The following is a 13,439-nucleotide window of genomic DNA, read 5'->3' on the forward strand; positions in this document are numbered from 1 at the left end:
TATATTCTTTTTGGTTCTGTCCTTAAAACGAACCAGATTATATCATGGGAACTATAAGCAATAGCGGGTTAAGTGCTTATTCGAAATATAAAACGATTAATCAAAGATCGGTGCTTTTTGACAGTTTAGTGGCTTAAAATCCGCTACTGCTCATACACGAAACCGTTGGCGGTAATCCCCTATATATTGAAACATTTACTTCCGTAGCTAACGGTTTCGAATTCGCTTTTTTAGTAAATTCATTGACTCTCTGAAAAGCCGATTTTTAAACTGTTGCTCCTGAGAGATCGGGAAGCACGGGCGCAATCCTGGTTGGGATGCTTGCGATTACTTCAGTAGTGGTCCCGATTTTTTCGGGAACTCTTTTCAGAATATTTTCTTGCCAAAAGCACATCCCCGGAGAGTATTCAAAACCTGATTTTTATGGAACAGGAATCTATCGCTATGGAAGTCGTCAATCCGCATGCTGCGGGTGTTGACGTAGGCAGTCGCTCCCACTGGGTGGCAGTGGGCCAGTCTGAACACGATATTCGGGAGTACGGGATTTTCAACCAGGATCTTTTTGCCATGGCAGACTGGCTGAATGAAAAGGGTGTGAAAACTATTGCCATGGAAAGTACAGGTACCTATTGGCAAAACCTGTATGCAGTACTGCTCTCCAGAAACTTTCAGGTCATCCTATGCAATGGGAAGTTCACTAAAAACATCAAGGGGAAGAAAACTGATATCAAGGACTGTAAGTGGATCCAAAAGTTGCATACCCTGGGACTTTTGACGGGTAGCTTCCTTCCGGATGGGCAGACTGAAGAACTTCGGACTTACTGCCGCCATCGCTCGAATCTACTTCATTTAGCAGCATCTACTTCCAAGAAGATGCAGAAATACCTGCGGTTGATGAATTTCAGACTTGACGTGGTGGTGAAAGATATCTGTGGCCTGACCGGCCTTCTGATCATCCGTTCGATCTGTGAAGGGGAGGTGGATGCGGCAAAACTCGCCTCTTTACAGCACGGGAACTGCAGGAAAAGTGAAGAAGAGATAGCCAGAGCTTTACAGGGCAATGGACGTAGGGATTACCTATTTGCCCTGCAGCAGGAGTTGGAAACGTATGACCATCTGCAAAATAAAATAGAACAGTGTGACCTGGAAATTGATAAAATGCTGGAACAGATCATCAATTCGGATGATAATAAGAGGCAGCATCACCTTGACCCAAAGCCGCACAAAAGGGTGAATAAAAATACGCCCAGAGACATTGATCTGAATCTGAGATCCTATCAGATGTTTGAAGGGACAGATCTTTTGGCCATTGAAGGCATGAGTTATTCGACCGTCTTGGCCCTGATGAGCGAAGTTGGGTTGGAAGGGATCAGAAAATTCAAAACTGCCAAGCAATTTGCCAGTTGGCTCCGGCTTGCACCCAACAATAAAGTCAGCGGAGGAAAGGTTCTCTCCAGCAAAGTCCCCAAAGGAAGCAACCGTCTGAAGATAGCACTTCGGAATGCAGCAAATGCAATCGGAAACCTGAAAGATTCCACTCCATTGCGAGACTTTTTCCACCGGATTAACTTCCGAAAGGGAAGGGTTTCGGCTATCAGTGCCACAGCCCGAAAGTTGGCAGTTATTATCTGGAATATGGTGGTCAAAGGAGTTCCGTACATCAACCCGGAAGGCTATCTCTTTTTAGATCAGAAAAGAAAGTTGGGATTAGTTAAAAGGATAAAGAAGCAAATCGATAAATTCGGTCTCACAGAAGACGACCTGGGCCTTAAAACATCTGATTTTTAAGGGTTTTATGGTTCGTAAGTCAGAATAATTACCACCTGCTTTCTAAGTATGAAAATTTGCATTGCACAAACGAAATCCGAAAAAGGGAATATCCATGGGAACATTGAAAAACACTTGGGTTTTATCGAGCGCGCAATCAAGTTAAAAGCTGACATGTCTGCCATTGGCATGGTGACATTTCCGCCTGCCGAGAGCTGTCCTGCCTGTATTATTGTTGTTTGTAATCTAGTACTTCCCAGTTTTGGTTCTATTCAGCGGATATGCCTTGTATGATATATTCCAAGTCTGGCTCAGACTGGCAAACCTGGCAACCCAATGCTGCTATAAATCCGCTTTGGTCACGTTCCTAAACCCTACTTTTGAAGAAAAGCGGATTCCTTTTTTAGAGCCAAACCCTGTACAATGATAGTTGGGATGGAACACAGACAGCGTAATCCCGGAGATGGGTTAGGTTGATATGCTATAGGTCCCTGCCTCTTTAAATGGTTCAATGTGTGGGCAACTCTTACCCAACTCTCACTTATCTACTGAATAAGCCTGGTTTAAAGTTTTGAAGTTTGGTTTCTATCAAACATTCAAGACCATGATACATGTGCAATCAGAACAGCTGATGACCAGGCCACTTGGCCCGGGCCTGGAGGAAGTCAATAAGTTTTTTACTGCAAATGATTTTCCGGCCGAAGAAGGGGAGGTTTTCTTTTTTTATTACCAGGCAATGGACTGGAGAAATGAAAATGGAATGCCCGTGAGAGATTGGAGAGCCGCGGCAAGCGATTGGATTTATAATCTGGATCATTAGTTTTCAAGGGATGCAATGGAGCTGTTATTTATCCGTCAGCATCAAAGCCCGCAAGGGAAGGGACTGCGCAGTGGTGCAGTCAGCAAGATGTAGGATTGTCTACGCCAATCCGTTTGAAGTCGCTCCGAAGTGGCTTTTTTTAGAGAACTATTCATTTGAATCATACTTTCCAATGAGAAATTATTCCAAGAGAAAATCAAAGTATCCGCATCGCATAGAAAGCAGAATTTCCGAATCCAGGTATAACTATCTATCAGGTTTGGTGACACAATCCAAAGGGCTGACCATGAGTGAGGTCATCCGGGATATCCTAGAAAACAGGCCAGTAAAACTTCGCTATCAGAATGTGGCCTTGGATCAGGTGATGCATCAGCTGGCACAGATCTATGGGGAAATACATCGAATCGGAGTAAATGTAAATCAATTGACCAAGGGGTTCCACCAGTCGAATCAGCCCATCAGGAAGTTTCTGCTGGGTAAAAAGCTCAGTGATCAGCAGCAGAAGATCCAACGGGAAATTGACGGTCTGAAACCGCTGTTATCCCAACTCCAGCAGCAATGGTTGTCCGAATAAATACCGGTAAAAGTATTGCCGGAATACTGCAGTACAACGAGCTAAAAAGGGAGGAGGGTAAGGCTACCTTGATGATGACGTCCGGCATGCTCCCAGGAGCTGAGCAATTGAATAGGTTTCAATTGGCCAGGCAGTTTAAATCAATCACTGACCTCAATTCAAGAACACATACGAATGCGGTGCATATCTCTTTGAACTTCTCACCACAGGATCAATTGGATAAGCAGAAAATGAAGGTGTTGGCAGAAGAATATTTGGATGGGATTGGCTTTGGGAACCAACCTTACCTGGTTTATGCACATTGGGATGCCGGGCACCCTCATGTGCATATTGTCACGACCAACATAGATCGGAAAGGGAATAGGATAGAGACGCATAACCTGGGTAGGACTACATCTGAAAAGGTGAGAAAAATGCTGGAGGTTAAACATGTGTTAATTCCGGCAGAGAAGCAGGATTACATAGGTCCTGATCTGAAGTCTTTGATCAAACCTGCTTATGGTGAACTTCCTACCAAAGCGGGATTGGCCTCCGTGATCAATCATGTTTTGGCAAACTATTCCTTTGCATCATTTTCAGAATTCAATGCTGTCTTGGGGTTGTTTCAAGTCACTGCCTACCGAGGGGAAAAGGATTCGCTAAGATATAAAAACAGGGGCCTGATATTCCATTTTTTGGATATTCAGGGCAGGAGGAAAGGAGTGCCGATCAAAGCCAGTTCATTATATAGTAAGCCAACGCTGAATCGCCTGGAAAAGCGTTATGGACGTGCAATTGCGAGGAAGAAAGCTAAGCAGGCGGATGTTTCTGCCCATGTTCATCAGGTTTTTGAGAATCTGAAAGCGAGAGGTTCTGGCTCAATTGATCAATTCAAAAAGGAATTGCTCAAAGATGGGATTGCCCTATGCTTGGTTTTTAACGAATCAGGTAGACTGTATGGGGTAAGGTTTGTGGATCACCGGTCAGGCTATGTTTTTAAAGGGTCAGAATTCGGGAAGAAATTTGCAGCAAATCAACTGGCAGAACACTTTGGTTTGGCAGGAGAATCCAAAGCAGCTTCCAAGGTTTCATTCCCTTCGCCTGCTGTCAATAAACCAAGAATAAAAGACCAAGCTATGGATTCTAGTCCCTCAGTAATTGAGCTTGGTGCAAATGTCTTGGAAATAAACGTTGGGGATATTTCCGATTCTCCTATCCAGGGATCGGTTTATCCTAAAGGGAAACGAAAAAGAAAACGAGATGGCAGTAATGAAGGCAACCGATAATGGGTACGGGTGAGAATTTAGAAGGGCTTAGGAAGATTCTCGACTTTACACGGTTGGCCTCCATATTGATTCTGTCTATTCATGGATACCTGATAGCCTATGACTTTTTTTCCGGGATTGGATGGACTCATGAATGGATTGACACACTGTTGGAACAGGTAGTTAGAACCGGGCTGTTTGATAACAAACTCAAGACCCTTTTATTTTCTTTGGGTTTGTTACTTATATCCTTGATTGGAGCCAAGGGGAAAAAGTCAGTTAATGTGAAATTGGGATGGATTATTCTGCCTGGCGTAATTGGGCTTTTATGTTATTTTTTTGCTGAATGGATTTGTGTTCGCCTGCTGCGGTTGGGAATGGTGGTTCCGGGCTATCTGCTTGTACTCTTTTTAGGCTGGATTTTCATTCTGGTAGCAGGCGGGAGACTGTCCCGCTACCTGTGGAGAGGCTGGGAAAAAGGAGTGTTCAACCACCTGAACGAAACGTTTCCACAAGAAGAACGCCTGCTTGAAAATGAGTTCTCCATCAACCTGCCGACCAGGTATCGGTTGGGGAGTAAGTTAAAGTCGGGTTGGCTCAACATCATCAATCCATTTCGGGCGATATTGGTGACAGGGACACCAGGTTCCGGGAAGAGTTATTTTGTGATCAGACATATCATCACCCAACATATAGCCAAAGGCTTTTCGATGTTCATCTATGATTTCAAATACGATGATCTCTCCCGAATTGCCTATAATTCCTTATTGGGGAATGGAGCTAAATTTAAAGTAAAACCCGAGTTTTTTACCATCAACTTTGATGACTTGGATCGAAGTCATCGCTGCAATCCTTTGGAACCTGCCACCATGTTCGACATCACCGATGCATCCGAATCCAGTCGTACGATAATGCTGGGATTAAACAGGGAATGGATTAGAAAGCAGGGTGATTTTTTTGTGGAGTCTCCCATCAACTTTGTGACAGCTGTAATCTGGTTTTTAAAGAAATACAGGCATGGAAAATATTGTAGCTTACCCCATGTGATAGAGATGATGCAGGTGGATTACGACAAGTTGTTTTCAGTTCTTCGTCTGGAGGCGGAAATAGAGGTATTGATCAATCCCTTTGTCTCAGCCTACCTGCATGGAGCAGCCGAACAGTTGGAAGGACAGATCGCCAGTGCCAAAATAACTATGGCCAGACTGTCTTCCCCCCAGTTATATTTTGTGCTTTCCCATTCGGAGTTTACGCTGGATCTCAATAATCCCAAAGAGCCCAAGGTCATCTGTATGGGAAATAACCCTCAGAAGCAGCAGGTGTATGGTGCAGTGCTTTCCCTGTACATTTCCAGGATTACCAAGCTGGTCAACAGAAAGAACCAACTTAAATCAAGCTTGGTGTTTGATGAGTTTCCAACCATTTATTTCAATGGAATTGATAGTCTAATAGCCACTGCCAGGTCCAATAAAGTATCGACGACATTGGGGGTGCAGGACTACAGCCAGCTGAAAAAGGATTACGGCAGGGAGCAGGCGGAAGTAATCATGAACACAGTTGGAAATATTGTTTCAGGACAGGTATTGGGTGATACGGCAAAGCAGCTCTCCGATAGAATAGGTAAAATCATGCAAAACAGGCGAAGCATGACCATTAATGCCGGGGATACTTCCTTCAGTCATTCCAAGCAATTGGATATGGCCGTTCCCCCAGCTACCATTGCCCAGCTTTCCTCAGGGCAGTTTGTGGGGATGGTGGCAGATGATCCTCAGCAAAAAATAGCATTGAAGGCTTTTCATTGTGAAATCATCAACGACCACGCGAAGATTGCTTCGGAGGAAAAGTCATTCCGGGAAATACCAAAAGTGCGGAACTTGGATAGGGAAGAAATAATTGAAAATTACACGTGGTTTAGTTATCCAATAGACGCCTAACCCCTCAATTACGCTACTTGATATTAATTTTTCGCCTATATATCATGGCAATTAAAGCTTGGACAATACTGCTAAATTAGCAACTGAAGCTAAAAAAAAGGGAGTTAAATGATTTCTATTGTGGATTGAAATTATTTTTAGTTTTTTGGAATTTTTTTTGACAAAAGATCAAAACCTTCTGATGAAATTCATAATAGCTTCCGTGCTTTGCGGTGTCTCATATTTGACTCTGGTAATGGAATCTTCAATACCAATCATCGTTTCAGAGAAAAGGTTGAATTCTGATATGACTTTGTTAGTTTCTGGATATTCACAATAGCTTTATTGATGCGGTTATTATCCATACTACACACTAACTGGTGAACTACTTCCAATTAAAACCCATATCATGCACTTTTTTCCACCTTTAATGACTTCTGACCCATGGACTTGAAATTTGAAGATTTACCTGATGCCATATCTCAGTTAATTGACCAAAACAACTTGATTTTAACCAGGATTCAACACACTATTCCTTCTTTTGCTGAAAATGAAGAAATATTGACTTTAAGCAGAATTTGTGATTTGTTAGAGCTAAAAAGACAGACTATTTACAGCTATGTATCCAAAAGAAAGATACCTTACCACAAGAAGGCTGGAAAACTATATTTTTTTAGACAGGAAATTGAGGAATGGATTAAAGCAGGAACCAAGGACTTATTTTTGGATGTAGTCCAATTCAAATCAAAGAAGAAATATGTTGATCGGGAATTAAGAAACTAATTTACTTACTCCTAATACTGCTTTGATTGTAGTGGAAAATGGGCTCCAATTCATAAATGGGATTGGTATCGAAATAGCTTGCATTTTCGGTGTACCGTATAGTGATCCCGATATCGGGGGATAAAAGGATAACTACAATGCTGTTTACCTGCATAGCATAGTTGTCAATCCTGATTTTAAAGGATAACGACTTTTCATTAAGGTGATGGATTTAAGAAGCGCTTTAAACAAAAAGATTCCTTTTGCGAATGGACACTGGGGCGGAAAATCAATAACTGATCTCCTATTGTTTAAGCTTTGGTTTCAAATTGACCGACTAGGAAGCCACTTCTGACCGACTGTACTTACTTATATAATACACAAACCTAAAGGCCTATAGGAAGCCAGAATAAGTGAAATCGACTTTCATAGCAACTTTTTTATTTGGGAAATCCCGGTTTATCTTCTTGATTGGCAAGGGCAACTTAAGGCATCTGACTGTGATATCCATAATAATCATGGCGCCCTGGCAGCAGAGGAGAATAAATCCCCCAAGCCCATAGGATAATACAGGCCATTTTTAAAAATAGGGAAGTTGATTCAGTCGGAAATATACAATTTTCAGATATTATGGTATTTGATATTTACATCAAAATAGAAAAGCTGTTAGGATAGCATTTAATAAGGTCATTTTTCAATGTTAACTATTTATTGTTTGAAATATTTGGGTTTTGCTTTGATTGTAAACATAAAAGCGAAGCGGTTTGATTAAAGTTATAAGTATCCTGAAAATTCAGAATATGGGAAAATTAATAGTAAGAGGTCTAGTGTCTGGATTTCTGATAGGTTTATTGGATGCAATTGCTGCGGTTGGTCATGCCTATTACTTTTCTAAAGTAGGGCCTTCTGGTGTGTTTCAATACATTGCCAGTGGATGGTTTGGGAATGAGGCATTTGCCAGTAATGATTTAATTGGTTTTGGCGTGCTCTTTCATTTTTTGATTGCTACAATTTGGACCAATTTGTTTTTTGTTCTGTATAAAAAATTTTCAATTGTTCGGAAAAGGATTTTGATTTCAGGAATTGTCTATGGGTTTTTACTATGGTCATCAATGAGTTTTTTTGTAATACCCTTATCAAATGCACCCATCCTTCCTTTTCCTCTGATTCCTACAATTGCTATGATTGGTATCCATATTTTGATTGGATTGGCGATTGCATTTGTAAGCTCCAAAACAGTAGAAAGTAGGGAATATATTCATAGATAGACACTAGTCAATGAGACAAATACCCCGTAAGGACTAATCGCATCATATCAAGGTAGACCAGAGTTCACCATCCTCGTGGATAGAATTTAAACAGGCTTTGACTCGTAACGGGGAGTCTTCAAACCAGGCAAGAGACTACGGCATAAAGCCTATGCTAAGGTCTTTGCTATTTTATTCCGTTTCCTCTTGCATTTAGTGCCTCCTCCCCGCAGGAACTGCTATAACAGACCATCTTTAACTAAACCCTGTAGAAAAATGGAAACTACAGTAACTGGATCTGATCAATGCCAACAAAAGGAAGGTTTAAAAACCGCCGGAAGGCTACTAATCCATGCTTTTTCATGAATTGGTGCAGTCGACGGGAATAGAATCAGGGCTGAACCATGCGGGTGTTATAGCATTGGATTATTTGAGTCTAGCAGATATTGTAACGAAGAACTCATTGCAGAAATGGGATTACCTTGCATATATACGGGCCCAGTAAATAATTGCCTCAGGGAAAGCCAAGCAACATACATCCAAAATTGAATTGCGCAGCTTAAAAATGACAGGCAGCTCTTGCCTGAATCAGCTTTTAAGGCACAGAAAGCAGTAGAATGTATTCATCTTACCTTGGTATGGCTAAACCCGTCTCCTGGCTTTACTGTTTGGTAGTTCTCCCTTGAAATAGACCCTTTAAGTATCTTATTACATTTACATTTAGGGATAGGATAGGCCTCTTTATATTCCATTTATCCCTAGATCAATTGTATTTGGAAGACCGTTTTTCGAATGCAGCTTTTAAACATTTATTAGCCAAGTTGAAGTGAAAATTTATCAATTGAATATTTTTATTTGAAACGAAAACATCTAACTTTCGTTCATATGATAAATATAATTATCAAATGATAGGTTATGGATAAGACGATTGATAGATATAATAAGCTTTCCGATGTTTTGGGAAAAGAAAATATAAAGTCCCGAGTTGATAGCACTTTTGATTTTATAACAATTGCCATTCGGGGATTGAATTCCGACGCAATTATTCATTTCATCGATTATTTCAATCTGTCAAAAAATTATACGGCTAACCTATTGAATTTGTCTGAGCCTACGCTTTACAGATTATTGCGATCCAAAGATGACTTAAAAGTTAATAATTCAGTCCAGCTACTAGAGGCTGCCGATCTTTTCCTATATGGAATCGAAGTGTTTGGTAGTAAAGATAAGTTTTTCCAATGGTTAAAATTACCAAATATATCGATGGGTGGTATTGAACCTGATGAATTAATTGAAATCCCTGGTGGCATTTCAAAAGTTAGAGATGTATTGGGTCGTATCCAACATGGAGTTTACAGTTGACCAATGTATGTGTACAGAATAATAGGAAAAAAATATGCAGGGGATATTTCTGGGATAGGAGCAGCATTGTATGGTGGCCGTTGGAACATGAAAGGTTCCCCGGTTCTTTACACTGGGGAGAGTAAAGAAATTGCACTGCTTGAAACGATTGTCCACACTCCCCCCTCATTCATTCCCGAATTGGATATATTAACTATCGAGATACCGGACAATTCGATTCAAGAAATTAAAATTGAAGACTTGCCTGATAATTGGACAAATTATCCTGCTCCCGCGATTTTAGCTGAATTGGCAGAAAATTGGATAGAATCCAATAAATCAATTGCACTTAAAGTACCAAGCTGTATTATCCATAGTTCTAACAATTACATTTTGAATTGCCGGCATCCAGCATATTACAAGGTCAAAATTATCGACCAAAGTGGATTCCACTTTGATTCTAGATTAGCTAAATAATATTTCTATTATGCACTAAGCAATTTGGACTAAAAATCCTTTGCTCCGAAGCAATGTGGACAGGAAAATGCGGTGTAGTTTTCCGTGACTAAAAGATTATTATGGAATGAAAGAAGGAAGATTTAATCCAATTGCACTTTAGGTAGATGCCAAAAATATATTAAAGGACCGTATTTGTAAATACACCGAAATTGGTCAGGCAATTATTGAAGATGACGGAATTATAAAAATCTATTCCATAGATAATATTTTAGAAATTGATTCGACAAGAAGGGCTATTGGCTTGGAAAGGTTTAAAGTTTTTGCAAATGAGTATAACGTATCGATTACTTCTAAAAAACATTTCAGGTTTCCTTGAGCAAGCTCGATACGCTTGTCTTAGTAAAACCGTACTTAAAAAGTTAATTGCTGCCAGCTTGTTAGCGTATAGCCGAGACAATACCATTTCTAGAATGGCGTTTAGGGACAACGTTAATTATTGAAATAATATTAATACCTACAAAGAGCAGTCTTTGGAGAGTTTTTGAAGTGACTGGAAAAGGAGATCTTTTAGTAAGACAATCCATAGCATTTTTTTGAATTGTCCAATGGTAATAACTTTAAGTCAGCTGCCTTTCCAAAAGATATGCCTGATTGAATTGGTTCCAGGGTCTAGGAATATGTGCATTTTGTAGGAGGCTGGTATATTGGGTAAATCATTGATGCTGAAATAACAGCTTATGGCTCTGGATTTAAGTTTGTTTTTTGATCCAGCATTTTTCATTTTTTTACTTAAAGACCCATGGATTCAACATTAATGCCTATATCCATTCTGTTCCGTTTGTGCTCTGATGATTAAAAAAATCAAAATAATGTTAAGTAAAATGGGGCTTGAATGCGACAATTTAAGGGGGTAATTGCGTCAATTGAAAATATTTTTTTATTTCTTTTTAACAAAAATGCCTGATATATAATTCGGTTTTTTTTGTTTTTACTTATAATCTTTTGATTGGTTTAATTGCTTAGCATATATGATTTTAAGACCGGCTGAAATTTGTAGAAGAAAATAATTTGTCTTTAATAGTCTTTTCAATTATATCGTTATAAGATGTCGATTTTTTACAATTTTAATAATAGTTTATTCAATATAGATTTTTTCGTTTCATGAAATATATGTCGGAAATATACTATTTGGTTTCCTTTTAAGTAATTTTCAAAAACTACATAACAAATATATAGTTACTTTATTTTTTCAACGTTTACCCTAATTTAATTTGGCTTGTTATATTTTATAGTCACTAATTAAGGTTTTACATAATTGTTATATGACCTCTTAATTTTATTCCAGGAGTTTATAATTAAATAAATTAATGCGAATAAATATGAAGAAAATTTTACTAAGCTTTTTCTTGGTTGTATTTTATTTAGGAACAGCCATGGCCCATTCCAGAACGATCTCTGGACGGGTTATTTCTGGCGATGACCAACTGGGCATACCCGGTGCCAGTATAGTGGTGAAGGGGACTTCTCAAGGGACCATGACCGATTTGGATGGTTCGTATTCCATCACTGTTTCAGAAAGCGCAAGTACCTTGTTGTTTAGCTTTGTGGGCTTTGTGACCAAGGAAGTTTACATAGGGACTACTTTGGAGATCAATGTGACTCTTTGCCAAACAGACTGAATTTTCGACTTCATTAATAATGGAATATTTCAGAAACAAGGACGAGATTTTTCAATCACTTAACCAGATTGGGCTTTGAGAAGTTAGATGAAATGTTGGAAATAGCACAATATACTCACCGGGCACCCAGGAAACAGCTCGAGGCAATGTGCTGGGCCTATTGGGAATTTGCGAGCAATAACAAAGAGTTGTTTCAGGTCATGCTTCGAGTGGAACTGACCAGTAGTTTTTCCACTTATCTGGTACAGGAATTCCCATTGAGACGGCTTAAACCTGTTATAGAACAGTTGTTGGTGTCAAAGAAAAAAGGCCCGCTTGCTTCCCAGGAAAGGTATTTTCAATTTTTCTCCCTGATCCAAGCATTCATGCCTGGAAGCATGTATGAAAGCGTGGGAAAAAATGAGGAAAAGCATACAAGGAGTATATTAAAAGAGAAGATTTCTGGGATGATTAAATCGATCTAATCGTCAAGGACACTGCAGATTTCCTGTAATTAAGTATATGGATATTGAATCTGAAATAATACTTTATTATCAGGTTGATCTGAATTAATAACCATTCAAATAAGGCGGTCTCTCTCCTGAGCCGCTTCTTGTATTTGATTATATTGATCATCTTTTTAATGGTTCCTTTTGTGATTGGAGTGGCAATTGGGAATTCATCACTCTCCTCGAAAGAAATCGTCGGAATTTAACTTGACCAGACATGTAAATCTACATTCCTGTATAAGATATTAAATTTATCCAAGTGAAGTTTTACCCAAATGATTTGCATTCAGACTGAGAACTTCATCTATTGTAATTTCAGCTTGGGAACTCAATCTATAAGATTTGCGATATTCTAAACCAATTTTAGTCAATACCCAACAAAAAATAGAATGCGTGGTAAAACCTTTCATGTGCAATCTATTCAGGAATAGGCAGATCTGGAACAGTAATTAATTCTTAAATCCTATAGCCCTTCTACGGTTAAAACTATGCATCTTCCCTAACTCAGTTTTTAGCATTTTTTGAAAGCCAAAACATCGAGGATGTGAGTAAAAAAGAGATAGAAGCATTGTTATATCATCAGATAACCAATTACAAATCTCAGAGAGTGCCCAGAATACACTAGTAAATTCAATAATTGGTAATAGGTATTTACTTCCTGCTTCCTAAGGAGATATTCTTCCAGAATAACTTAATACCAATTCCGTAAATATGGCGATCCATTAATGCATCTAGTGGTAGCAGCCGCCCCAAAGTAGGAGGTTTAAGAGATACATGATTTAGGCCCTCCAATGGTCTGCTACCGGGAAGAACTACCATAACCATTTCATGGGTGAATTAGTGTAGTTATTTAGTAGGATTCCCCCTTCAACTGATTTAGTGCCCGCTTTGGGATAGTTTTCGAAACAACACTATATCAACTATTAGCCTGGATATTTTTGCTCGAATTACTCTCCATAAAAACGTGAATCGATAGAGGCTAAATAATAAAAAAAAATTGTGCAAATCGTGTGCAAATAAAAAAAGCCACTCACAAATTTTAGTTGTAAGTGGCTGATTATTAAGCTCCTCCTCAAGGACTTGAACCTTGGACCCTCTGATTAACAGTCAGATGCTCTAACCAACTGAGCTAAGGAGGAATTTTG

Annotated in this window: 12 protein-coding genes and 1 tRNA gene; 12 read left to right on the top strand and 1 reads right to left on the bottom strand. The window is 39.4% G+C overall.

Features of this window, described 5'->3' with window-relative positions:
• Positions 1–423: 423 nt before the first annotated feature.
• From AACZ73_RS22840 to AACZ73_RS22895, 12 genes are all read left to right on the top strand, one after another.
• The gene (locus tag AACZ73_RS22840; protein WP_339881363.1) at positions 424–1,788 is read left to right on the top strand and encodes an IS110 family transposase; all 1,365 of its coding nucleotides are present in this window, start codon (positions 424–426) and stop codon (positions 1,786–1,788) included.
• Positions 1,789–1,836: 48 nt separating this feature from the next.
• On the top strand, positions 1,837–2,061 hold the full coding sequence (locus tag AACZ73_RS22845; RefSeq protein WP_339881365.1) for a hypothetical protein: 225 nt from the start codon (positions 1,837–1,839) through the stop codon (positions 2,059–2,061).
• 310 nt (positions 2,062–2,371) lie between these two features.
• Positions 2,372–2,587, top strand: coding sequence for a hypothetical protein (locus AACZ73_RS22850; protein WP_339881367.1), 216 nt, complete (start codon positions 2,372–2,374; stop codon positions 2,585–2,587).
• Positions 2,588–2,597: 10 nt separating this feature from the next.
• Positions 2,598–3,161, top strand: a complete 564-nt coding sequence (locus tag AACZ73_RS22855) for a hypothetical protein (protein WP_339881369.1) — start codon at positions 2,598–2,600, stop codon at positions 3,159–3,161.
• The gene (locus AACZ73_RS22860; protein ID WP_339881371.1) at positions 3,146–4,426 is read left to right on the top strand and encodes a relaxase/mobilization nuclease domain-containing protein; all 1,281 of its coding nucleotides are present in this window, start codon (positions 3,146–3,148) and stop codon (positions 4,424–4,426) included. Before AACZ73_RS22855 ends, AACZ73_RS22860 begins: the two co-directional genes overlap by 16 nt.
• Complete coding sequence (gene mobC, locus AACZ73_RS22865; RefSeq protein ID WP_339881373.1) at positions 4,426–6,339, top strand: conjugal transfer protein MobC; 1,914 nt, start codon at positions 4,426–4,428, stop codon at positions 6,337–6,339. The genes AACZ73_RS22860 and mobC overlap by 1 nt, the downstream gene beginning before the upstream one ends.
• A 423-nt stretch (positions 6,340–6,762) precedes the next feature.
• Positions 6,763–7,101: a helix-turn-helix domain-containing protein gene (locus AACZ73_RS22870; RefSeq protein WP_339881375.1), complete on the top strand. Its 339-nt coding sequence runs from the start codon at positions 6,763–6,765 to the stop codon at positions 7,099–7,101.
• A gap of 779 nt (positions 7,102–7,880) precedes the next feature.
• The gene (locus AACZ73_RS22875; RefSeq protein ID WP_339881377.1) at positions 7,881–8,348 is read left to right on the top strand and encodes a hypothetical protein; all 468 of its coding nucleotides are present in this window, start codon (positions 7,881–7,883) and stop codon (positions 8,346–8,348) included.
• 894 nt (positions 8,349–9,242) lie between these two features.
• Positions 9,243–9,689, top strand: coding sequence for an antitoxin Xre/MbcA/ParS toxin-binding domain-containing protein (locus tag AACZ73_RS22880; RefSeq protein WP_339881379.1), 447 nt, complete (start codon positions 9,243–9,245; stop codon positions 9,687–9,689).
• Positions 9,690–9,698: 9 nt separating this feature from the next.
• Positions 9,699–10,145 (top strand): RES domain-containing protein, encoded by a 447-nt coding sequence (locus AACZ73_RS22885; protein WP_339881381.1) that lies wholly within the window; start codon positions 9,699–9,701, stop codon positions 10,143–10,145.
• Between the two features lie 1,361 nt (positions 10,146–11,506).
• A complete protein-coding gene (locus AACZ73_RS22890; RefSeq protein ID WP_339881383.1) occupies positions 11,507–11,806 on the top strand; it encodes a carboxypeptidase-like regulatory domain-containing protein in 300 nt (99 codons plus the stop codon).
• Between the two features lie 92 nt (positions 11,807–11,898).
• Positions 11,899–12,270: a hypothetical protein gene (locus AACZ73_RS22895; RefSeq protein WP_339881384.1), complete on the top strand. Its 372-nt coding sequence runs from the start codon at positions 11,899–11,901 to the stop codon at positions 12,268–12,270.
• 1,089 nt (positions 12,271–13,359) lie between these two features.
• On the opposite strand, the gene AACZ73_RS22900 is transcribed toward AACZ73_RS22895, so the two are convergent.
• Positions 13,360–13,433 (bottom strand) — tRNA-Asn (locus AACZ73_RS22900).
• Positions 13,434–13,439: the final 6 nt, after the last annotated feature.

The sequence above is a fragment of the uncultured Algoriphagus sp. genome (assembly GCF_963974835.1).
GTDB lineage: Bacteria > Bacteroidota > Bacteroidia > Cytophagales > Cyclobacteriaceae > Algoriphagus.

Bases quoted from the DNA above. Each gene is read 5' to 3' on its own strand.
- mobC (WP_339881373.1), top strand. From the start codon at position 4,426: ATGGGTACGGGTGAGAATTTAGAAGGGCTTAGGAAGATTCTCGACTTT.
- AACZ73_RS22840 (WP_339881363.1), top strand. From the start codon at position 424: ATGGAACAGGAATCTATCGCTATGGAAGTCGTCAATCCGCATGCTGCG.
- AACZ73_RS22875 (WP_339881377.1), top strand. From the start codon at position 7,881: ATGGGAAAATTAATAGTAAGAGGTCTAGTGTCTGGATTTCTGATAGGT.
- AACZ73_RS22850 (WP_339881367.1), top strand. From the start codon at position 2,372: ATGATACATGTGCAATCAGAACAGCTGATGACCAGGCCACTTGGCCCG.
- AACZ73_RS22890 (WP_339881383.1), top strand. From the start codon at position 11,507: ATGAAGAAAATTTTACTAAGCTTTTTCTTGGTTGTATTTTATTTAGGA.
- AACZ73_RS22855 (WP_339881369.1), top strand. From the start codon at position 2,598: ATGCAATGGAGCTGTTATTTATCCGTCAGCATCAAAGCCCGCAAGGGA.
- AACZ73_RS22870 (WP_339881375.1), top strand. From the start codon at position 6,763: ATGGACTTGAAATTTGAAGATTTACCTGATGCCATATCTCAGTTAATT.
- AACZ73_RS22860 (WP_339881371.1), top strand. From the start codon at position 3,146: ATGGTTGTCCGAATAAATACCGGTAAAAGTATTGCCGGAATACTGCAG.
- AACZ73_RS22845 (WP_339881365.1), top strand. From the start codon at position 1,837: ATGAAAATTTGCATTGCACAAACGAAATCCGAAAAAGGGAATATCCAT.
- AACZ73_RS22895 (WP_339881384.1), top strand. From the start codon at position 11,899: ATGTTGGAAATAGCACAATATACTCACCGGGCACCCAGGAAACAGCTC.
- AACZ73_RS22880 (WP_339881379.1), top strand. From the start codon at position 9,243: ATGGATAAGACGATTGATAGATATAATAAGCTTTCCGATGTTTTGGGA.